The 21,192-nt window shown below is 39.5% G+C and carries 17 protein-coding genes; 9 read left to right on the forward strand and 8 right to left on the reverse strand.

Going from position 1 to position 21,192, the window contains the following annotated elements:
• Positions 1-32: 32 nt before the first annotated feature.
• The 3 genes from O1Q81_RS08770 to metG all read right to left on the reverse strand — a co-directional run bounded on the left by O1Q81_RS08770 (position 33) and on the right by metG (position 3,998).
• Positions 33-1,169, reverse strand: coding sequence for a bifunctional tRNA (adenosine(37)-C2)-methyltransferase TrmG/ribosomal RNA large subunit methyltransferase RlmN (locus O1Q81_RS08770; RefSeq protein ID WP_386697141.1), 1,137 nt, complete (start codon positions 1,167-1,169; stop codon positions 33-35).
• 230 nt (positions 1,170-1,399) lie between these two features.
• Positions 1,400-1,720, reverse strand: a complete 321-nt coding sequence (raiA, locus tag O1Q81_RS08775; RefSeq protein ID WP_386687068.1) for a ribosome-associated translation inhibitor RaiA — start codon at positions 1,718-1,720, stop codon at positions 1,400-1,402.
• Between the two features lie 199 nt (positions 1,721-1,919).
• Positions 1,920-3,998, reverse strand: coding sequence for a methionine--tRNA ligase (gene metG, locus O1Q81_RS08780; protein WP_386697143.1), 2,079 nt, complete (start codon positions 3,996-3,998; stop codon positions 1,920-1,922).
• Between the two features lie 177 nt (positions 3,999-4,175).
• Here metG and apbC point away from each other — a divergent pair, with 177 nt between their 5' ends.
• The 6 genes from apbC (at position 4,176) to O1Q81_RS08810 (ending at position 11,958) form a co-directional block, all read left to right on the forward strand.
• Complete coding sequence (apbC, locus tag O1Q81_RS08785) at positions 4,176-5,288, forward strand: iron-sulfur cluster carrier protein ApbC (RefSeq protein WP_386697145.1); 1,113 nt, start codon at positions 4,176-4,178, stop codon at positions 5,286-5,288.
• Positions 5,289-5,770: 482 nt separating this feature from the next.
• Positions 5,771-7,324, forward strand: a complete 1,554-nt coding sequence (gene leuA / locus O1Q81_RS08790; RefSeq protein WP_386687074.1) for a 2-isopropylmalate synthase — start codon at positions 5,771-5,773, stop codon at positions 7,322-7,324.
• Positions 7,325-7,504: 180 nt separating this feature from the next.
• Positions 7,505-8,581 (forward strand): 3-isopropylmalate dehydrogenase, encoded by a 1,077-nt coding sequence (gene leuB, locus O1Q81_RS08795; protein WP_386697147.1) that lies wholly within the window; start codon positions 7,505-7,507, stop codon positions 8,579-8,581.
• A 45-nt stretch (positions 8,582-8,626) separates the two neighbouring features.
• Complete coding sequence (gene leuC / locus O1Q81_RS08800; protein ID WP_386687078.1) at positions 8,627-10,036, forward strand: 3-isopropylmalate dehydratase large subunit; 1,410 nt, start codon at positions 8,627-8,629, stop codon at positions 10,034-10,036.
• A gap of 10 nt (positions 10,037-10,046) precedes the next feature.
• Complete coding sequence (gene leuD / locus O1Q81_RS08805) at positions 10,047-10,649, forward strand: 3-isopropylmalate dehydratase small subunit (RefSeq protein WP_386697149.1); 603 nt, start codon at positions 10,047-10,049, stop codon at positions 10,647-10,649.
• A 313-nt stretch (positions 10,650-10,962) separates the two neighbouring features.
• The gene (locus tag O1Q81_RS08810; protein WP_386687081.1) at positions 10,963-11,958 is read left to right on the forward strand and encodes an amidohydrolase family protein; all 996 of its coding nucleotides are present in this window, start codon (positions 10,963-10,965) and stop codon (positions 11,956-11,958) included.
• A gap of 161 nt (positions 11,959-12,119) precedes the next feature.
• On the opposite strand, the gene O1Q81_RS08815 is transcribed toward O1Q81_RS08810, so the two are convergent.
• Genes O1Q81_RS08815 through cysI form a run of 5 tightly spaced genes read right to left on the reverse strand, consistent with a single transcriptional unit; the run spans position 12,120 to position 18,747 of the window.
• Complete coding sequence (locus O1Q81_RS08815) at positions 12,120-12,365, reverse strand: hypothetical protein (RefSeq protein WP_386687083.1); 246 nt, start codon at positions 12,363-12,365, stop codon at positions 12,120-12,122.
• 10 nt (positions 12,366-12,375) lie between these two features.
• Positions 12,376-13,707, reverse strand: a complete 1,332-nt coding sequence (locus O1Q81_RS08820; protein ID WP_386697151.1) for a YeiH family protein — start codon at positions 13,705-13,707, stop codon at positions 12,376-12,378.
• Positions 13,708-13,717: 10 nt separating this feature from the next.
• Positions 13,718-15,487, reverse strand: a complete 1,770-nt coding sequence (locus O1Q81_RS08825; protein WP_386697154.1) for an assimilatory sulfite reductase (NADPH) flavoprotein subunit — start codon at positions 15,485-15,487, stop codon at positions 13,718-13,720.
• 17 nt (positions 15,488-15,504) lie between these two features.
• The gene (cysG, locus tag O1Q81_RS08830) at positions 15,505-16,959 is read right to left on the reverse strand and encodes a siroheme synthase CysG (RefSeq protein ID WP_386697155.1); all 1,455 of its coding nucleotides are present in this window, start codon (positions 16,957-16,959) and stop codon (positions 15,505-15,507) included.
• Positions 16,960-16,971: 12 nt separating this feature from the next.
• Entirely contained in the window at positions 16,972-18,747 is a 1,776-nt protein-coding gene (gene cysI / locus O1Q81_RS08835) for an assimilatory sulfite reductase (NADPH) hemoprotein subunit (protein WP_386697158.1), read from the reverse strand.
• Between the two features lie 272 nt (positions 18,748-19,019).
• On the opposite strand from cysI, the gene O1Q81_RS08840 reads away from it, so the two are divergent.
• From O1Q81_RS08840 to O1Q81_RS08850, 3 genes are all read left to right on the forward strand, one after another.
• On the forward strand, positions 19,020-19,412 hold the full coding sequence (locus O1Q81_RS08840; RefSeq protein WP_386697161.1) for a type II toxin-antitoxin system RelE/ParE family toxin: 393 nt from the start codon (positions 19,020-19,022) through the stop codon (positions 19,410-19,412).
• On the forward strand, positions 19,399-19,716 hold the full coding sequence (locus O1Q81_RS08845; protein WP_386697163.1) for a helix-turn-helix domain-containing protein: 318 nt from the start codon (positions 19,399-19,401) through the stop codon (positions 19,714-19,716). Before O1Q81_RS08840 ends, O1Q81_RS08845 begins: the two co-directional genes overlap by 14 nt.
• A gap of 90 nt (positions 19,717-19,806) precedes the next feature.
• A complete protein-coding gene (locus tag O1Q81_RS08850) occupies positions 19,807-21,171 on the forward strand; it encodes a patatin-like phospholipase family protein (protein ID WP_386697165.1) in 1,365 nt (454 codons plus the stop codon).
• Positions 21,172-21,192: the final 21 nt, after the last annotated feature.

The raw sequence follows: 21,192 nt of genomic DNA on the forward strand, positions 1-21,192 counted from the left end.
TATTTGAACCGCACATTCTGGCTTAATGCGGTTTAATGAGTTTTAATCTGAATGCCTTGACCAAATTGTTTTTTCATGGCATTAACGGCTGTACGTTTGGTGCGGTCGATCACATCACCTGCCAACTGTCCGCATGCTGCATCAATATCATCACCACGGGTTTTGCGTACAATTACCGTAAAACCATATTCCATTAAGGTCTTTTGGAAACGGTCAATACGAGTGTTGGAGCTTTTCGCATAAGGTGCTTCAGGGAACGGATTCCACGGAATTAAATTAATTTTGCAGGGTGTATTTTTCAATACTTCCGCCAACTGATGAGCGTGTTCTACCCCATCATTGACCTGATTTAACAACACATATTCAATCGTCACTTTACCGTGATTGGCATTGGACACATTTAAATAACGATGCACGCTATCCATTAACATTTTGATATTGTATTTTTTATTAATCGGTACCAACACATCACGTAGTTCATCATTAGGGGCGTGCAGAGAAATCGCCAACGCCACATCAATCATCTCGCTTAATTTATCTAGTGCTGGTACTACCCCAGAGGTAGAAAGGGTAACTCGGCGTTTAGATAAACCATAAGCAAAATCATCTAACATAATTTCCATGGCAGGCACCACATTGGCGACATTTAACAATGGCTCACCCATTCCCATCATCACCACGTTGGTAATTGGTCGCACCCCTGTTACACCAAAATTACCAATAATTTTAGACGCTCGCCATACTTGCCCGATAATTTCTGCCACATTTAAATTGCGATTAAAACCTTGTTGAGCGGTAGAACAGAACGTACAAGCCAAGGCACAACCCACTTGCGAAGACACACACAAAGTTGCTCGATCTGCTTCAGGAATATACACAGTTTCCACTTGCTGATCGCCGACTTGCATCGCCCATTTAATCGTGCCATCGGATGAACGTTGTTCTACGGCAACTTCAGGTGCTTTAATTTCAGCAACCGATTTTAATTTTTCTCGTAACTGTTTATTAAGATTGGTCATATTGTCGAAATTATCTTCGCCAAAATGATAAATCCATTTGACTAATTGATCGGCTCGGAATGGCTTTTCACCAATTTCTTTGAAAAATTCTCGCATTTGCGGACGAGTTAAATTCATTAAATTGATTTTGTTTGAGGTTATTTCTAACATAGTTACCCTTGTGTCACGTTATTACACTTACGACTGTTTGTATAAAAGGGCGATATTCTACCGATTTCCACCCCATTAATCTATGCTAATTTAAAAAATAATGCGAATTTTCACCGCACTTTTTGGAATACAGATCACAAAAATACACTATTCGCTATTACTGAAAGTTATAAAATCAAAAAGGCTGATTTCAATCACATTATCAAAATCAGCCTTAAATAAAAAATTAATTATTGAAAGGAATCTTTCAAGCGTTCATCCGCTCGGCGAGCCTCGCCTTTATGTTGAAGTTTATTTAATTGTCTTGCTAATTTATCTTCAACATCGTTAATCGCTTTGTACATATCATCAGATTCTGCACTTGCAAACAAATTACCATTTGGTGTACCAATCGTCGCTTCGACCCCAAATCCCTGCGGTAGTTTGCTTAATACAAAGTGAGGATTAATTAGCTGAGTTTGCCATTTTTCCAATTTCGCTAATCTATCCTCAATATGAGCCCGAATTGCGGGAGTAATGTCCATTTGTTTACTTGCAATATTAAGTGTCATAGTTGTCACCTCTTTATTATTATTGATGAATAAATCCTTTTGTGTTACTTACAAACAAGGTATGTTGTTTATCCAAACTTTTCAAGTTTTTTCTGTTAGTTTTTTTCAGAAATCACTAAAAATGTGATCTTACTCGCAAAATCATAGATGAATAAAACACCACTCTTTTAGCACATTAGCACACTAATTTAATTGGATATTATTTAACCCGATCCCCTGCTTTCGCTCCATTATCCACATCAAGCAAGAATAAATCTGCTCCTCCAGCACCTGCCGATAAAATCATGCCTTGCGAGACACCAAATTTCATTTTGCGAGGTGCTAGGTTGGCAACCATAATCACTTGGCGACCGATTAATTCTGCTGGATTATTGTAAGCAGCTTTAATACCTGATAATACTTGACGTTGTTCAAAACCTAAATCTAATTGAAATTTCAATAATTTATTGCTTTCAGGTACGGCTTCACAATGTAACACGGTTGCCACTCGTAAATCAATTTTGGCAAAATCATCAATACTGATTTCAGCTTCTACAGGTTCAAATTCGCTATTTTCGGTAGCATTGCCAGTAGAAACTGCGGTGTTTTTTTCCACTGTTTTTGCGGTATTTACCGCGGCATTTTCCGCTTTTGATGCTTCGATCATTGCATCAATTTGTTTCATCTCTAAACGGTTAAATAAGGCTTTAAACGGAGAAATTTGATGAGCTAATAATGGCTGACTTAAATTCTCCCATGTTAATTCAGTTTGTAAGAACTGCTCCGCACGCTCGGCTAATTTCGGTAACACAGGTTTTAAATAACCCATTAATACACGGAATAATTCAATCCCCATGGAACAAACGGAATGCAATTCTGCATCACGCCCTTCTTGTTTGGCAATTACCCAAGGTGCTTTGTCGTCCACGTATTTATTGGCTTTATCCGCTAATGCCATAACTGCACGGATCGCTTTGCCATATTCACGGTTTTCATACAATGTCGCAATTTGCTCCGATTGTTGAGTAAATTCGTCAAATAGGCTTTGATCTTCTAATTTTTCTGCTAATTTTCCATTAAAACGTTTTTGAATAAAGCCAGCATTACGTGACGCTAAATTGACTAATTTATTGACTAAATCTGCATTTACCCGTTGTACAAAATCTTCTAAATTTAAATCTAAATCATCAATTCGATTACTCAATTTGGCAGCATAATAATAACGTAAACATTCAGGATCTAAGTGTTTCAAATAGGTTGCAGCTTGAATAAATGTACCACGGGATTTTGACATTTTTTCGCCATTCACCGTCACATAACCATGCACAAAAATATTACTCGGTTTACGTAAATCAGCCCCCTCTAGCATAGCAGGCCAGAATAAGCTGTGGAAATACATAATATCTTTGCCAATAAAATGATACAGTTCAGTTTGGCTGTCTTTTTTCCAAAAGCGATCAAAATCAATCTGTTCACGTTCACACAGATTTTTAAACGATGCCATATAACCAATCGGGGCATCTAACCAAACATAAAAATATTTATTTTCCGTATTCGGAATTTTAAAGCCAAAATAAGGTGCATCACGAGAAATATCCCATTGTTGCAAACCCGCATCAAACCATTCTTGCATTTTATTTGCCACTTCCGCTTGCAACGCACCCGAACGATTCCATTCTTGCAACATTTTTTCAAAGCTCGGCAAATCAAAGAAAAAGTGTTCACTTTCTTTCAATACAGGGGTAGCACCTGATATGGTAGAACGTGGATTAATTAATTCCGTTGGGCTATAAGTGGCAGAACAAACTTCGCAATTATCACCATATTGATCGGGTGCCTTACATTTCGGACAAGTGCCTTTCACGAAACGATCGGGCAAAAACATGGATTTTTCAGGGTCAAATAATTGCGAAATGGTACGATTTTTAATAAAACCGTTTTGTTTTAAACGATGATAAATCATCTCGGAAAATTCACGGTTTTCTTCGCTATGCGTAGAATGATAATTATCGAAACTAATATTAAAGCCACTGAAATCCGCATAATGGGCTTTATGCACATCAGCAATCAGTTGCTCAGGCGTGATCCCCATTTGATCCGCTTTCAGCATAATTGGCGTGCCATGAGCATCATCAGCACAAACAAAATAAATTTCATTACCTCGCATACGTTGAAAACGTACCCAAATATCCGCTTGAATATGTTCCAACATGTGTCCTAAATGAATCGGACCGTTAGCGTAAGGTAAAGCACACGTAACAAGGATTTGACGTTTTTTGGGGGAAAATTGGTTTGACATAAAAAGACCTTTAAATAATAAGCAAGCCCAAATTGGCTTGCCGTGAAATACAAAATTGGCGTGATTTTACCTGATTTGGCTTGTTTTTTCTAGCTAAAACATAATCTATGCTTAACATCATTCTAATATCGTGGTTAAATAGTCGGGTATTTACTCTACTTGATTTTAGGAAAGATAATGACAACCCAATTTTCCAATAATTTTACCGATGAACAACAAGCAAAATTCATTTCGGTTTTTAAAAATTTTACTCACCCTACATTACAAAAAAACTTAATCGCCCTAAGTGCGGTGAAAAAAATCGAAAAAATGCAAGGCGTGTTACGCATCGAAATTCAAATGCCCTTTGCTTGGAATACTGCATTTGAGCAGTTAAAAACGACTGTTACCCATGATTTATTGACAATCGCAGAAGCCCAACAAATGAAATGGCAATTAAATTATCAAATCGCCACTTTGAAACGTGCCAATAATCACCCAGCGGTAAAAGGCGTAAAAAATATTATTGCAATTACTTCAGGAAAAGGCGGTGTAGGAAAATCCACCACTGCTGTCAATTTAGCTTTAGCATTACAAGCTCAAGGGGCTAAAGTTGGTATTTTAGATGCCGATATTTATGGTCCATCTATCCCTCACATGCTTGGTGCAGCCAACCAACGCCCAACATCGCCAGATAATAAACATATCAATCCGATTATCACTCACGGTTTACAAAGCAATTCCATTGGCTATTTAATGAATGCTGACAACGCCACCGTTTGGCGTGGTCCGATGGCAAGCAGTGCATTAAATCAACTGTTAAATGAAACCCTATGGAATGAGTTAGATTATTTAGTGATTGATATGCCACCAGGAACGGGGGATATTCAGCTCACATTATCACAGCAAATTCCTGTGACAGGGGCGGTTGTCGTCACTACACCACAGGACATTGCTTTACTTGATGCGATTAAGGGTATTGCCATGTTTAATAAAGTTTCTGTGCCAGTGTTAGGAATTATAGAAAATATGTCAATGCACATCTGCTCAAACTGCGGCCATCACGAAGCGATTTTCGGTACAGGTGGGGCAGAAAAAATTGCGGAAAAATATCATGTACAAGTGCTAGGTCAGTTACCCTTACATATTTGTTTAAGAGAAGATTTAGATAAAGGCATACCAACCGTAATTGCAGAATCTAACCCTGAAATTAAGCACGCTTATCTACAATTAGCCGAAAAAGTGGCGAGCGAGTTATATTGGCAAGGTTTGGTCATTCCTGGGGAGATTATGTTTAGGGAAGTGAAATAGTCCGTACAGCCTGTTGAATAATATTCGCCACCGCATTAATTATTCAACAGGCTGATTTTTATAAAAATCCTTCTCTAAATTTTAAACATTTTCAAAATAAACCCACCTTAAAAGAAATCCAAATAGTGTTAAATACTAAATTTCGAAATATTCATAGATTTTTATATAAAAAATATTTTTATACCATTCTATTTTTTGATATTTTTTACTAAAAAACCTTTGACAGAATTTTCTAAATCCGTAATATAAGAGCCTAATTTAATCAATTTTAGGAATTTTATGTTTACCTTTCACGCTCTGCTACTCAACTTACGATTATCACATTCTTTGTGCGGTTAAGTTGTGGACGATAGAAAAATAGCATAAAACACGAATTTACAACCCCGCACTTTGATAAAAAGTTCGGGGTTTTTTATTAAAAAAACATAAAAAATACACCGCACTTTCAAAGTAAAACCCTAACGAAGAAAAAGGATGACATTATGGCAGCAAACAACATTATTATTTTTGATACCACCTTGCGAGATGGCGAACAGGCATTAAAAGCAAGTCTTACCGTAAAAGAAAAATTACAAATTGCTCTTGCCTTAGAACGATTAGGGGTGGATGTCATGGAAGTCGGATTTCCTGTTTCATCAGAGGGCGATTTTCTGTCAGTACGTACGATTGCGGAAAATATTAAAAACAGCCGTGTTTGTGCCTTATCTCGTGCTGTAGATAAAGATATTGATGCGGCTTATGAAGCCTTGAAAGTGGCTGATGCTTATCGGATTCATACCTTTATTGCCAGTTCAGCATTACACGTAGAAGCCAAATTAAAACGTTCTTTTGATGATGTGGTAGGTATGGCTGTGGCAGCAGTAAAACGTGCGAGAAATTATACCGATGATGTAGAATTTTCTTGTGAAGATGCGGGACGTACAGGGATTGACAACATCTGTCGCATTGTGGAAGCTGCCATTTCCGCTGGAGCGACCACAGTCAATATTCCTGATACAGTAGGTTTTTGCTTACCAACCCAATATGGTGGCATTATGGCAGATGTGTTAAACCGTGTGCCAAACATTGACAAAGCGATTATCTCCGTGCATTGCCATAACGATTTGGGTATGGCAACCGCCAACTCGTTAACTGCGGTGTTAAATGGGGCAAGACAAATTGAATGTACCATTAATGGTATTGGTGAACGGGCAGGCAATACCGCACTTGAAGAAGTGGTGATGGCGATTAAAACTCGTCAGGATATGTTTAACGGCTTAGATACCCGTATTAATACCCAAGAAATTCACCGTGTCAGCCAAATGGTGAGCCAACTTTGTAATATGCCAATTCAACCGAATAAAGCCATTGTGGGCGATAATGCTTTTGCTCATTCATCGGGTATTCACCAAGACGGTATGTTGAAAAATAAAAATACTTACGAAATTATGTCGCCTGAAAGTATCGGTTTGAAAAAAGAAAAATTGAATTTGACTGCTCGTTCTGGTCGTGCGGCGGTGAAAGGTCACATGGCGGATATGGGTTATACTGAAGCAGATTACGATTTGGATAAATTATATGAAGCGTTCTTGAAATTGGCGGATAAGAAAGGTCAGGTGTTTGATTACGATTTAGAGGCGTTGGCATTTATTGATATGCAACAAGGCGATGAAGATCGTTTAACTTTAGACGTGATCACTTCACAAACATTAAGTGGTTTGCCTGCTTCAGCCTTTGTACAAGTGGCGTTAGACGGTTATCGTATTAATCAAGTTTCTAATGGCGGTAATGGTCCTGTGGATGCGGTGTATAATGCGATTATGCAAATTGTGGGTATGGATTTGAAAATGTCCCATTATAATTTAACCGCCAAAGGCGAGGGAGCAGAAGCACTTGGTCAAGTGGATATTGTAGTGGAATATGAAGGTCGCCGTTTCCATGGGGTCGGTCTTGCCACGGATATTGTGGAATCTTCCGCACTGGCGTTAATTCATGCGATTAATGCTATTTATCGTTCGCAAAAAGTGGCGAATTTGACCAAGAATTTGAAACATTAGTTTGGTGGGTTTTGCCCCCCTCAGTCCGGCGGACAGCTCCCCCCGCAAGCAGGGGGAGCGAACAAGATTACAATCTTCGAGTTCAAGCATTATTTTGCTCCCCTTTCTTGCGGGGGGAGCTGGGCGAAGCCCTGAGGGGGCTTTATCAATGAATACATTAATTAAAAATAGGAAAACAAAATGTCAACATACAACGTAGCAGTTTTATCAGGCGACGGCATCGGTCCTGAAATTATGGCAGAAGCCATTAAAGTGTTAGATGTGGTACAACAAAAATACGGTTTTACATTAAATTACCACCATTTCAACGTAGGCGGTATTGCCATTGATAAACAAGGTTGTCCATTGCCTGAAAATACCTTACAAGGCTGTGAGTCAGCCGATGCGATTTTATTTGGTTCAGTGGGTGGTCCAAAATGGGAAAACTTACCGCCAGATCAACAGCCTGAACGTGGTGCCTTATTGCCGTTACGTAAACATTTTAAATTATTCAGTAATTTACGCCCTGCCACGCTGTACAAAGGCTTAGAAAAATTCTGTCCATTGCGTGCGGATATTGCCGAAACAGGCTTTGATATGGTAACAGTGCGTGAATTAACTGGCGGTATTTATTTCGGTCAACCCAAAGGGCGTGAGGGCGAGGGTTCACAAACTAGAGCCTTTGATACTGAAGTGTATTATAAATATGAAATTGAACGTATTGCCAAAGTCGCCTTTGAAACTGCAATGAAGCGTAGCAAACACGTAACATCAGTGGATAAAGCCAATGTGTTAATCAGCTCAATTTTATGGCGTGAAACGGTGAATGAAGTAGCAAAACAATATCCAGAAGTCAAATTGGATCATATTTATATTGATAACGCCACCATGCAGTTGATTAAACAGCCGTCTTTCTTTGATGTGCTACTCTGCTCCAATATTTTTGGCGATATTATTTCTGATGAATGTGCCATGATCACAGGTTCAATGGGAATGTTGCCATCCGCCAGCCTAAATGAACAAGGCTTTGGTTTATACGAACCTGCTGGTGGTTCTGCCCCTGATATTGCAGGCAAAGGCATCGCCAACCCGATTGCTCAGATTTTATCGGCAGCTATGATGTTACGTCATAGTTTTAACCAAAACGAAGCCGCCACAGCCATTGAAAGTGCGGTGAAAAAAGTGTTAGCATCTGGACATAGAACGGCTGATTTAGCCGATAATAGCCAACCTGTTTCTACTAGTGAAATGGGAACGTTGATTGCTAACGCCATTTAAAAAAATACAACCCAACGAATTAACAAAACCTAACGAGAAATAAAAATGGGAAAAACACTCTACCAAAAATTATTCGACAGCCATGTGGTGTATGAAGCAGACGGTGAAACGCCGATTCTGTATATTAACCGCCATTTGATCCATGAAGTAACCAGTCCGCAAGCCTTTGACGGCTTACGTGTGGCACATCGTCAAGTTCGCCAAGTCAATAAAACCTTTGGCACCATGGATCACAGTATTTCTACCCAAGTACGTGATGTGAATAAACTTGAAGGTCAAGCCAAAATTCAAGTACTTGAATTAGAAAAAAACTGTAAAGCAACAGGTATTGAATTGTTTGATATGAACACCAAACAACAAGGTATTGTTCACGTTATGGGACCTGAACAAGGTTTAACTTTACCGGGTATGACCATTGTTTGCGGTGATTCGCATACTGCCACACATGGGGCATTTGGAGCATTAGCATTTGGGATCGGTACCTCCGAAGTAGAACACGTGCTTGCCACCCAAACCCTAAAACAAGCACGTGCCAAAAGTATGAAAATTGAAGTGCGTGGCAAAGTCAATGCTGGCATTACCGCCAAAGACATCGTGTTAGCCATTATCGGCAAAACCACCATGGCAGGCGGAACAGGTTATGTAGTCGAATTCTGTGGTGAGGCCATTCGTGATCTTTCCATGGAGGGGCGTATGACAGTATGCAACATGGCTATTGAATTAGGTGCCAAAGCAGGACTTGTTGCACCAGATGAAACCACCTTTGCCTATTTAAAAGATCGCCAACACGCACCGAAAGGTAAAGATTGGGACGATGCTTTAGCTTATTGGAAAACCTTAAAAACTGATGATGATGCCGAATTTGATGCGGTGGTAACATTAGAAGCCAAGGATATTGCTCCACAAGTGACTTGGGGAACCAACCCAGGGCAAGTCATTGGCATTAATCAGCCCGTGCCAAATCCAAAAGATATGCAAGATCCCGTGGCTCGTGCTTCTGCTGAAAAAGCCTTAGCTTATATCGGGTTAGAACCCAATACAGATTTAACTAAAGTGGAAGTGGATCAAGTCTTTATCGGTTCTTGCACGAACTCTCGGATTGAAGATTTGCGTGAAGCCGCCGCCGTAATGAAAGGACGTAAAAAAGCCGATAACGTCAAACGTGTACTCGTAGTGCCAGGTTCGGGATTAGTAAAAGAACAGGCGGAAAAAGAGGGATTAGATAAAATCTTTATTGAAGCTGGTGCAGAATGGCGTAACCCTGGTTGTTCCATGTGTTTAGGTATGAACGATGACCGTTTAGGTGAATGGGAACGTTGTGCCTCCACATCTAACCGTAACTTTGAAGGTCGTCAAGGTCGAAACGGTCGTACTCACTTAGTTAGCCCAGCGATGGCTGCGGCGGCGGCGGTGTTTGGTAAATTTGTCGATATTCGTGATGTAGCATTAAATTAAGGAGCAAAAAATGGCAGGATTTAAACAACTTTCAGGCTTAGTGGTTCCTCTTGATGTGGCGAATGTGGATACCGATGCGATTATTCCAAAACAATTTTTACAAGCCATTACACGGGTCGGATTTGGTAAACACTTATTCCACGAATGGCGTTATCTTGATGTTGAGGGAACACAACCCAATCCCGAATTTGTGTTGAACTATCCACAATATCAAGGTGCAACCATTCTACTTGCTCGTAAAAATTTAGGTTGTGGATCTTCGCGTGAACACGCCCCATGGGCATTAGCAGATTATGGTTTTAAAGCGATGATCGCCCCTAGCTTTGCAGATATTTTCTATAACAACAGCTTAAACAATCACATGCTACCAGTACGTTTAAGCGAACAAGAAGTAGAAGAAATTTTTCAATGGGTATGGGCGAATACAGGCAAAGAAATTCAAATTGATCTGGAAGCAATGACTGTGACCACGGGCGATAAAGTCTATCATTTTGAACTAGACGAATTTCGCCGTCATTGCTTATTAAATGGCTTAGATAATATCGGTTTAACCTTGCAACACGAAGACAAAATTGCGGAATATGAAAGTAAGATTCCCGCATTTTTGCGTTAAAAATCAATAAAAAAACACCGCAGTTTAAAGAAAAAATCCAAAAACTGCGGTGTTTTTTCAAGTAATTTTCTGATTAACACTAGCCTTTTCGATCATAAAGTTTTATACTGCATGCCTAGTATCAACTCGGACTAGACAGCAATGTTATTAATGAAAAATCAGCGAATTTTTTATAACATTCCCACTCAATTTATCAATGAATGTTCATTGAGCGTATGTGTATTTTCTATTAATAAGCATTCTTTTATTAGCGAGAATGTTAACAACTTGCTCCCCTATCCGCACTATTCACTTCTACCATTATGGAATATTTATGAAAAATCACGTTCGTAGTTTTAAAACCTACATTAGAGATGAAATTATCAAAAAAGGCGGTTGGGTAAACTCTCATGCTCATGCTGACCGTGCCTTTACCATGACACCTGAAAAAATCAGTATTTACCACAGCTGTAATTTACAACAAAAATGGGATCTGGTGGATGAAGTTAAACGGACATCCACCGTAGAACATTATTATGCTCGTTTTAGTCAAGCCATTGAGCTAATGATTTCGCAAGGGGTAACGGCGTTTGGTACATTCGTGGATATTGATCCCGTCTGTGAAGATCGTGCGATTATTGCGGCACATAAAGCTCGAGAAGTGTATAAAAGCGACATTGTGTTGAAATTTGCCAACCAAACCTTAAAAGGGGTGATTGAGCCAACCGCAAGAAAATGGTTTGATATTGGTTCAGACATGGTGGATATGATCGGTGGCTTGCCCTATCGTGATGAATTAGATTATGGTCGTGGTTTAGAAGCCATGGATATTTTACTTGATAAAGCCAAATCTTTAGGGATTATGTGTCATGTTCACGTGGATCAATTTAATACCCCAAAAGAAAAAGAAACCGAGCAACTTTGTGATAAAACCATTGAGCATGGTATGCAAGGACGTGTCGTCGCCATTCATGGGATTTCGATTGGCGCCCACTCCAAAACTTACCGCTACAATTTGTATAAAAAAATGCGTGAAGCTCAAATGATGATGATCGCTTGTCCGATGGCATGGATTGATAGTAACCGCAAAGAAGAATTGATGCCATTCCATAATGCCTTAACGCCCGCTGATGAAATGATCCCTGAGGGTATCACGGTCGCCATTGGCACCGATAATATTTGTGATTATATGGTGCCATTGTGTGAGGGGGATATGTGGCAAGAACTTAGCTTGTTAGCCGCAGGTTGTCGTTTCCCAAATTTAGAAGAAATGGTCAATATTGCCAGTATTAATGGGCGTAAAGTATTAGGTTTAGATCCGATTAAATAATCCTTGTCTTGTTAAAAGTCCCCTGAAAAATTCAGGGGATTATTATTGGGTTAGTATTGTTGCTAACTGGGATTACAATAATTAGGTTTATCTAAATTTCTCTAAAAAACACCGCACTTTCATGTTAAACCATACATTAAAGTACGCTTCATTTTGGTTTGTTATAAAAACCCCCAACTTCGTTGATATTCTAAGGAAATCTGAAATTCATTATCCAAAAAACCTTGCTGGCGAAGTTGTTGTTTTGCTTGTTCAGCTTCAATACTATAGCTACAAGCCTGCCACTTATCAGCATTATATGCAATAGCATAATTGTTACTTTGCAAAAATTGTAATAATGCCTGATTTCTAATGTGTTGAAATGGTAAGCTGCTTTTAATACTCGTTTTGAAATTAACCATACTCATATCTAGTTCCTTATAGACTTGTCCAGAAAGAAACAAAAACATGATTAGATAACCAATATCCCAATGGTAAATTGATTGCCACCCCAAAACTAAAGGCTAAAATTGGTTTTATTCCAACTGCGGCTAAATCACGAAAACGGGTGGTTAAGCCGATACTCAAGAATGTCAAAGTAAAGAACCAACCACGCAGATTTTTTAAGGTTGATAATACTTCTTTACTATAACCTGTGGATTGTGCATCGGGTAAAACCGAAATGAATAGCGTGGTTAATAGAGAAGCAACAAAAAAGCCGATAATAAATTTCGGAAAACGACGCCAAATTTCAGCGGCATCTACTCGCTCACTTTCAGAAGATGTTTTTCGTTCCCAGACGGTAACAGACAAAATTGCCACTAAAAATGCCCATACCCCCACAAACATATCACGCCCGATCACTTTCATTAAGGTGAATGCCTGTGTGGCAGCTTCGTGTCCAATCGCTTCTGCTGCGGCGAAACCAGCGGCATCAGCAAATTCCGATGTACCAATCCACGCACCAGCAACACCCGCAGGCAAACCAAGTGCATTACATAAAACAGGTAAAATAAAGATCATTGCCACCGCCCAAACCACAACCAGAGAAATGGATACTGAAACATGTTCCTGTTTAGCTCGACAAGCTCCCCCAATGGCAATCGCTCCAGATACCCCACAAATTGATCCACCAGCACCTAAACAGGCGGCAAAACGTCTATCTAAACCCAATTTTACCGCTGCCCAATAAATGCTGCCAAATGTAACAAAGGAAACAATTAAGGCTTGTCCAATAGCGGCACCACCTGCTTTGAGAATAATCGTAAATGGTAAGGTTGCCCCCATTAGGATAATACCTGTTTTGACATAATATTCTGTGCGTAATGCTTCTTGAAACCATTGCGGTAATTTTAAAAAATTACCTAACATCAAACCAATAAACAATGCCACTAAAGGACTTTCTAATTGCCATGATTTTAATGTTTTATTGGCACTAATAATTAAAATTAACACCGCCAAAACATACAATAAACTAAATCCCTTTAAAAAGGTTTTACTATTATAACCTAATTGCTTGGCACCTAATGTTAAACTGCCTGCAAGTAAAAAATATAATAGCAAGAAAGCTGGAATTTTAGCTGGAAGTTTATCTACTAATTGTTCCATATTTACCCACGATGGCACAGAAACTGCAAAGTAAGGTAAAATACTATTTAAACCAATTAAATAGAAAAGGCTTGCAACGAATAAAAAACCAAGGCTAATAATAATCGCCCAGCCATCTTCTTTTCTAAACCAACGTAAGGCATTTTGTTTATCAGTCATCATTATGCTCCTATTAATAAACATCTCGCTGATAGCGTTTTGCTTGACGCAATTCATCTAAATATTCATCTGCATCTTCAACACTTAATTTGCCTTGTGCGGCAATCACATCAAGCAAGGCTTTTTCCACATCTTTTGCCATTTTATTGGCATCACCGCACACATAAATATGTGAGCCATTTTGCAACCATTGCCAAATATCCGCAGCATTTTCACGAATTTTATCTTGTACATAAATTTTCTCGTCTTGATCTCTTGACCAAGCAAAGCTGTATTTATGTAAATAACCGTCTTTAGCAAAGGTTTGCCATTCGGTTTGATATAAGAAATCTTCACTAAAATGCGGATTACCAAAGATTAACCAGTTTTTCCCCGTGGCTTCATCGGCTGCACGCTGTTGTACAAAGGCTCGGAACGGTGCAATGCCCGTACCCGCACCAATCATAATAATCGGGGTTTCACTATTTTCTGGCAATCTAAAATTATTATTCTGCTCCACGAAAATCCCGACTGCTCCATCTTCTTCGGCACGTTCCGCCAGATAATGGGAAGCACAACCTTGCCGCTCGTGATCTTCATCTTGATAACGCACTACGCCCACAGTTAAATGCACTTCATCGCCCACTTCCGCTTGACTGGAAGCAATGGAATAAAGACGTGGCGTGAGTGGTCGCAATAACGCCACAAATTGTTCAGCGGTTAATTTTGCAGGAAAATGATTAAGCAAATGCACAATCGGGTGTTGGCTTGCAAAAACTTGTGGATTTTGCACCGCACTTTCTGGCAGTTGAGCAAATTCCGCATAACCTTTTACAAACTGCGGTGTATTTTGGGTGATTTCTAAATCTTCAATTAAGGCTTGGCGTAAGGCTTTATTTTGCTGTTTGATAACCACGGTTTCATCACCTGTTAAAGCTAACGCGGTCAGAATTTCATCAACTAAGGCAGGATCATTATTTGCCCACACCCCTAAAGCATCACCCGCTTGGTAGCTTAAGCCAGAACCACTTAAATCAAATTCAATATGGCGAACATCTTTATCTGAATTTCTGCCTGTAATTTTTTGTCGGGTGACTAGAGTAGCTGGAAATGGATTTTCTTTATTATAAACAGATGTCGGCGTTGCACTTGCTGTGACACTTGGCACAGCAGTGGTGCTACTACTCTGCGATGTTTGATTTAATTGAAGCAAAACTGGCACAATACGATCAATCCAGCCTTCTGCGGTGGCTTGATAGTCCAAATCGCAGTCTTGACGATCTAACAAACGACTTGCCCCTAATTCCGCCAAACGCTGATCAAACTCCACAGCGGCACCACAGAAATGTTCGTAACTGCTATCACCTAACCCCAGCACAGCAAATCTGACGCTGTCTAATTTAGGGGCTTTTTTGCCAAACAGGAATTTATGTAAACTCACCGCTTCTTCTGGTGGTTCGCCCTCACCTTGGGTAGAAGTGAGCAACAATACGACATCTTCTTCGGCTAAATTTTTGGTTTTATAATCGCCAATATTAATCTGTTTTACCGATAAATTTTGAGCTTGTAACCGTTCCACCAATAGATTCGCAATTTTGCGAGTATTACCTGTTTGTGAAGCGGATAATACGCTAATCGATAAAGGTTTGACCGTTGGTGCAATGGCTGCCGTTATATTTTCTACGGCGGTGGTTGCCACGTTATTATTTTCAGTTTTTGCCCAACAATAACCTGATAACCAAGCGAATTGTGTTGGTGATAAATTTTGTAATTGTTGAATGATTTCGTTAGGAATAATATTCATAATACATCTCTTATTCGTTATGCTGCCAATTTTTCAGGCGGTAATGCCACAATATCATCTAATTTAAAAGCGGTTGCAGAGCCGACAAATTGCTGGGCTTGCTGACCAAACCAAGCCAATTCTGGTTGTAATGCGACCGTTTCACCAATCACAATTAAGGCAGGTGAGGGTGCATTTTCTGCCAGTTTCGCTAAGTCTGCTAATTTTCCTGCAAAGATCTGTTGTGTTGGTAAGGTGCCGTGACTAATGACGGCTACTGGCGTATCAGGCGAACGCCCATGAATTTGCAGATTTTCTGCCAAATCCGCCGCTTTAATGGTTCCCATATAGACTGCAAGGGTTTGATTACCTTGTGCCAAGGTTTGCCACGTCAGATTTTTGCCATCAGGTTTGGTATGTCCCGTAATAAACATGGTGGTTTGGGCGTAATTACGGTGGGTTAATGGAATCCCTGCATAAGCAGTTGCACCTAATGCCGCAGTAATCCCTGGCACGACTTCAAACGGAATATTTTCCGCTTTTAACACTTCTAATTCTTCCCCACCACGACCAAACACAAAAGGATCGCCACCTTTTAAACGCACGACACGCTTGCCTTGTTTGGCATATTTCACTAATAAGCGATTGGTTTCTTCCTGTTGCACACTGTGGCTGCCCGCACGTTTCCCCACCGAAATTTTTTCCGCATCACGGCGAACTAAATCTAGCACTTGTTCTGATACCAAGGCATCATAAAGCACAATATCTGCCTGTTGAATACGTTGTAATCCTTTTAAAGTTAATAAGCCACTGTCCCCTGGTCCAGCTCCCACTAAAGACACTTCACCTACCCGAGTTAATTCACGGCTTAATGATTGTTGCAACAAGGTTTCTGCTGGCTGAATTTGCTGATTATCGGTTAAACGTTGGAAATCTGCCGATTGGAACAGTTGTTCCCAAAAACGGCGACGTTGGGTGATATGTGGAAAACGTTGTTTCACTTGCGAACGAAAACGTTGGGCAATGGTTGCCATGGCACCAATATTTTTCGGTAATAAGGCTTCTAATTTTTCTCGTAATAAACGAATTAATACAGGTGCCGTTCCACCACTGGAAATAGCAATTTGCACTGGACTACGGTCAATAATAGACGGAAAAATAAAGTTACAATGTTCCTGTTCGTCCACCACATTGACTAAACGACAACGTTGTTCCGCCGCATTAAAAATACGTTTATTCAATCCTACATCATCGGTAGCGGCGATGACTAAATACACGCGATCAAGCTGTTCTTCGGCAAAATGGCTGGCAATATGCTCAATTTTGCCTAAATCTTTCAGATTTTGCACCGCACTATTTAGCCGTTCTGCCACCACTTTGATACTGGCGTTAGCTTTTAATAACGCTTCAATTTTACGTAATGCTACCGAGCCGCCCCCGACAACTAACACAGGACGATTTTTCAGTTCAGCAAAAAATGGAAAATAATTCATCGTAGTCCCCTTTTATGCTGCTTGCAATGTAACAACTTTACTGGCGTCCCAGAAATCTACTGGTGCATTTACCACAGGTTTCACAATTCCCGTCCGAATGGCGAAATCACCAAAACCTTCTTTTGCTTGACGATTTTGCACCCAATCCGCTAACCAACCGTCAATAATGGTTAGAATTTCATCTTCGGTGATATTTTCCTTAAATAAACGGGGGATTCTGGTACCTTGTAAATTACCGCCAACATGTAAGTTATAACGTCCGATAGCTTTGCCGACTAAACCGATTTCCGCCAACATTGCTCGTCCACAACCATTTGGACAGCCTGTTACTCGTAACACAATATGCTCATCACTCAAACCATGTTTGGCAAACAGTACATCAATTTTATCGGTAAATGGCGGTAAAAAACGTTCTGCTTCTGCCATGGCTAATGGACAAGTTGGCAAGGATACACAAGCCATACTATTTTCACGTTGTTTAGTCGTTCTTTCATCGATCAGTTTATGCTCACGGGCAATTTGTTCAATTTTCGCTTTATCTCGAGCAGATACATTTGCCACAATCAAATTTTGGTTAGCGGTTAAACGGAAATCCCCTTTATGAATTTTAGCAATTTCACGCACGCCCGTTTTTAACGGACGATCAGGATAATCCAGCAAACGACCATTCTCAATAAACAAAGTCAAATGCCACTTTTTATCTTCCCCTTGCACCCAACCGATACGGTCGCCACGTGAAGTAAATTCATAGGGTTTAATCGGCTCGAATTTACTTTCCATGCGATTTTCCACTTCATGAATAAAATTCTCTACCCCATGATTTTGTAAGGTATAACGAGTACGTGCATTTTTACGATCCGCCCGATTCCCCCAATCTCGTTGTACTGACACAATAGAAGCTGCACAATCCAGCACTTTGTCTAAGCCGACAAAACCAAATTCATAGGCAGTATTCGGATAAGTTTTGGTATTGCCATGTTCCATCGACAAACCACCACCCACTAATACATTAAAGCCAATCAATTTGCCATTTTCACCAATCGCCACAAAATTCATATCATTCGCATGTAAATCCACATCATTATGGGGAGGAATAACCACCGCGGTTTTAAATTTACGCGGTAAATAATTTTTACCTAATACTGGCTCGGTTTTATCACCACTATTGGCTTTTTCAACTACTGGCACTTTAGGTTGGGTTTCGGTGCTTAATACTTTTTCACCATCTAGCCAAATATCCGCATAAGCTGTGGTTTTAGGTAATAAATGCTCACTGATTTTAGTCGCCCATCGATAGGCTTCGGCGTGTAATTTGCTTTCCACAGGATTGGAAGTACAAAGTACATTACGGTTTACGTCCGCCGCTGTGGCAATAGAATCTAAGCCTAATTGATGTAACCACTGGTGCATAGGTTTGATATTCGTTTTCAGCACACCATGATATTGGAAAGTTTGACGGTTGGTAATCCGAATCGAACCATAACTGGTATGTTCCGTGGCGAACTGGTCGATACCAAGCCATTGTTTCGGTGAAATAATCCCCCCTGGTAAACGGCAACGTAACATCACATTTTTATTCGGCTCAAGTTTTTGTTCTAAACGTTCGGCACGAATATCACGGTCGTCCTGTTCATACATACCGTGAAAGCGGATCAGTTGGAAGTTATCCCCCTTAAAACCGCCAGTAATTTGTTCACCTAAATCATTGGAAATTGTACCGTGTAAATAGTCACTTTGGTCTTTTAAACGTTCGTTATCGGAAAGTTTTGGTTTTTGTTCATTGCTCATAGCTAGCCCCCCCACAGGATAAAATTCGGTTAGGTTAATAGAAAAATAAATCTGACTAGATCATATAAGAAAGGCGGTATAGAAAAGAAATAATCTTTTGCTGTTAGTTATATAAAAAAGTTATAAAAACCATATTAATGCTGCTGAGAAACAATGTAACTGCTAATTTTGTGATCCCCATTCCAAAATCCACAATCTATTGTAGGCAAAATGATACGGTTCTTTTATCGTGAAAATCCTATTGCACTCACGAGAAAGATGACAGATAATTTATGCGACTATTTAAAACCAAATCCTTTGCTGCTTTTGCAGATAAAAACAGAATTGACGACAGTTTATTGATCGATGCCGTTATTCGGGCAGAAAAAGGCTTGATTGATGCCAATCTTGGTGGCAATGTGATTAAACAACGCATTGCTAAACAAGGACAAGGGAAATCCTCGGGGTATCGATCATTGATATTCTACAAAATTCGGGGAAATTGCTTTTTTGTGTCTATTTTTGAGAAAAATGATCTTGAGAATATCTCCCAAGAAACTTTAGACAACTTAAAGAAAATGGCTAAAATGTACAAGGAAGAGCATGAGATTGTAGAACTGCATATCAAACAGAAAAGTTTGATTGAGATTTTTACCAATAAGGGAAAGAACGATGAAATACAATAACATAATAGATCAACAAATCCACGAACATATTGCGGATCTATATGAACATGGCTTGGTTGATGAAAAAGTGATGAAAGAATTTGATGAGCGTTGTCTTGTAGCAGAACAACCTCAAACACTTTCTAGCAATGAGATCATGAAAATCCGAGAAAAAGAAGGCTTTTCCCAAACCGCATTCGCTCATCATTTAAATGTCAGCAAAAATATCGTTGCGGCTTGGGAACGTGGTACTAGAACGCCGAAAGGGGCTGCCTTAAAATTATTAACTTTAGTGCAACAAAAAGGCATTGAAGCGATTGTTTAAGCTCCCTTGATAAAACATTATAAAAAACAAACTTTCTGATATACTTCGGAAAGTTTGTTTTTTTAACGAAAAGAAAAGGAAAATAATCTAATGAAATCACTGCATAAATTGGCTCTGATTGGTGCAACTTTATTTTTAACCGCTTGTAATGCGGTGCAATATCAACCCCTTGCGACTATTGATAAGGTGGATCCATTAAAGGGTTATCGTCTTCAACAAGTCATGCAAGAGAAATTTAATGATCAAACCATTGTCGCTATTATGTTCTCTGGTGGTGGCACTCGCGCCGCGGCTTTTGGTTATGGTGTTTTAGAAGAGTTAAATAATCATCCAATTACTTTAGACGGAAAACCAACTAATTTAATTGATAATGTGGATATGGTCTATGGTGTTTCGGGTGGATCAATACTTGCTATTTATTATTCATTGTATGGCAAGGAAACGATTCCGAATTTTGAGAAAAAATTCTTAAAACAAAATTTCCAAAAATTAATGGTCAATCAAACGCTTTCTTTTGCCAATATGCCGAGATTGTTATCCCCTGAATTTGGGCGTGGTGATTTGTTGCAAGAACAGTTTGAAATTACCTTATTTGGTAATAAAACCTTTGGCGATTTAGCCACAAAACGTAACGGACCTTTTGCGGTGATTAGTGCGACCGATATGTCTATCGGTCGCAGACTAGATTTTACCCAAGAACAGTTTGATACTATGTGTCTTGATTTATCCAAATTGCCCCTTGCTCGAGCCGTGGCGGCATCAAGTGCGGTGCCTTTAGTCTTTTCACCACTTACCTTGAATAATAATGGTGGTAATTGTCAATATAAGCTGTCTAAAGAGTTACAAGATAGTTTAGATGCAGATCCTAACAGTTTGCAAAATGAATCACGTCAGCAATATATTCGCCAGTTACAGCAATATGCCAACAGCCAAGAACGTCCTTATATTCATTTATTAGACGGTGGGTTGACCGATAATTTAGGGATTAAGAGTTTATTAGAAACTCAAGAAGTCGCACCTGAAAGTGCCATTCGTAAACGATTACAAAGCAGTAATATCAAACGGATTATTATCATTAGCGTCAATGCTCAAAACCAAATTAGCACTGAAATTGATAAAACCGCTGAAATACCTAGTTTTTCCGATCAGGCCACTGCGGTTATTGATGTGCCGATTGATCAAACTTCACAAACCAGTTTAAACCGTTTCCGTGCGGTGGTCGATGCTCGTAATGAAGAATTAGCCAAGATAAAAGGTGATAAAGCTGGTATCTATTTTATTAGCTTGAATTTACGTGATTTACCTGATAGCCAAGCGGAGTTTCGCCAACGGATGTTAAATTTGCCGACCAGTTTTTACTTACCAACTGACGACATTAATAATTTAAAAATGGCAGCCAAAATTTTATTAAATCAATCTAAAGAATATCAGCGGTTATTAAAAGATGCAAAATAAGGCTAAAGCCCTATTTGACTT

The sequence above is a fragment of the Lonepinella sp. MS14436 genome (assembly GCF_042470565.1).
GTDB lineage: Bacteria > Pseudomonadota > Gammaproteobacteria > Enterobacterales > Pasteurellaceae > Lonepinella.

Excerpts from the sequence above, each read along its gene's own strand:
- metG (WP_386697143.1), bottom strand. The coding sequence starts at position 3,998 with ATGTCAAACCAATTTTCCCCCAAAAAACGTCAAATCCTTGTTACGTGT.
- apbC (WP_386697145.1), top strand. The coding sequence starts at position 4,176 with ATGACAACCCAATTTTCCAATAATTTTACCGATGAACAACAAGCAAAA.
- O1Q81_RS08810 (WP_386687081.1), top strand. The coding sequence starts at position 10,963 with ATGAAAAATCACGTTCGTAGTTTTAAAACCTACATTAGAGATGAAATT.
- O1Q81_RS08820 (WP_386697151.1), bottom strand. The coding sequence starts at position 13,707 with ATGATGACTGATAAACAAAATGCCTTACGTTGGTTTAGAAAAGAAGAT.
- raiA (WP_386687068.1), bottom strand. The coding sequence starts at position 1,720 with ATGACACTTAATATTGCAAGTAAACAAATGGACATTACTCCCGCAATT.
- O1Q81_RS08840 (WP_386697161.1), top strand. The coding sequence starts at position 19,020 with ATGCGACTATTTAAAACCAAATCCTTTGCTGCTTTTGCAGATAAAAAC.
- O1Q81_RS08845 (WP_386697163.1), top strand. The coding sequence starts at position 19,399 with ATGAAATACAATAACATAATAGATCAACAAATCCACGAACATATTGCG.
- cysG (WP_386697155.1), bottom strand. The coding sequence starts at position 16,959 with ATGAATTATTTTCCATTTTTTGCTGAACTGAAAAATCGTCCTGTGTTA.
- cysI (WP_386697158.1), bottom strand. The coding sequence starts at position 18,747 with ATGAGCAATGAACAAAAACCAAAACTTTCCGATAACGAACGTTTAAAA.
- O1Q81_RS08850 (WP_386697165.1), top strand. The coding sequence starts at position 19,807 with ATGAAATCACTGCATAAATTGGCTCTGATTGGTGCAACTTTATTTTTA.
- leuA (WP_386687074.1), top strand. The coding sequence starts at position 5,771 with ATGGCAGCAAACAACATTATTATTTTTGATACCACCTTGCGAGATGGC.
- leuC (WP_386687078.1), top strand. The coding sequence starts at position 8,627 with ATGGGAAAAACACTCTACCAAAAATTATTCGACAGCCATGTGGTGTAT.
- O1Q81_RS08770 (WP_386697141.1), bottom strand. The coding sequence starts at position 1,169 with ATGTTAGAAATAACCTCAAACAAAATCAATTTAATGAATTTAACTCGT.
- leuB (WP_386697147.1), top strand. The coding sequence starts at position 7,505 with ATGTCAACATACAACGTAGCAGTTTTATCAGGCGACGGCATCGGTCCT.
- O1Q81_RS08825 (WP_386697154.1), bottom strand. The coding sequence starts at position 15,487 with ATGAATATTATTCCTAACGAAATCATTCAACAATTACAAAATTTATCA.
- O1Q81_RS08815 (WP_386687083.1), bottom strand. The coding sequence starts at position 12,365 with ATGAGTATGGTTAATTTCAAAACGAGTATTAAAAGCAGCTTACCATTT.
- leuD (WP_386697149.1), top strand. The coding sequence starts at position 10,047 with ATGGCAGGATTTAAACAACTTTCAGGCTTAGTGGTTCCTCTTGATGTG.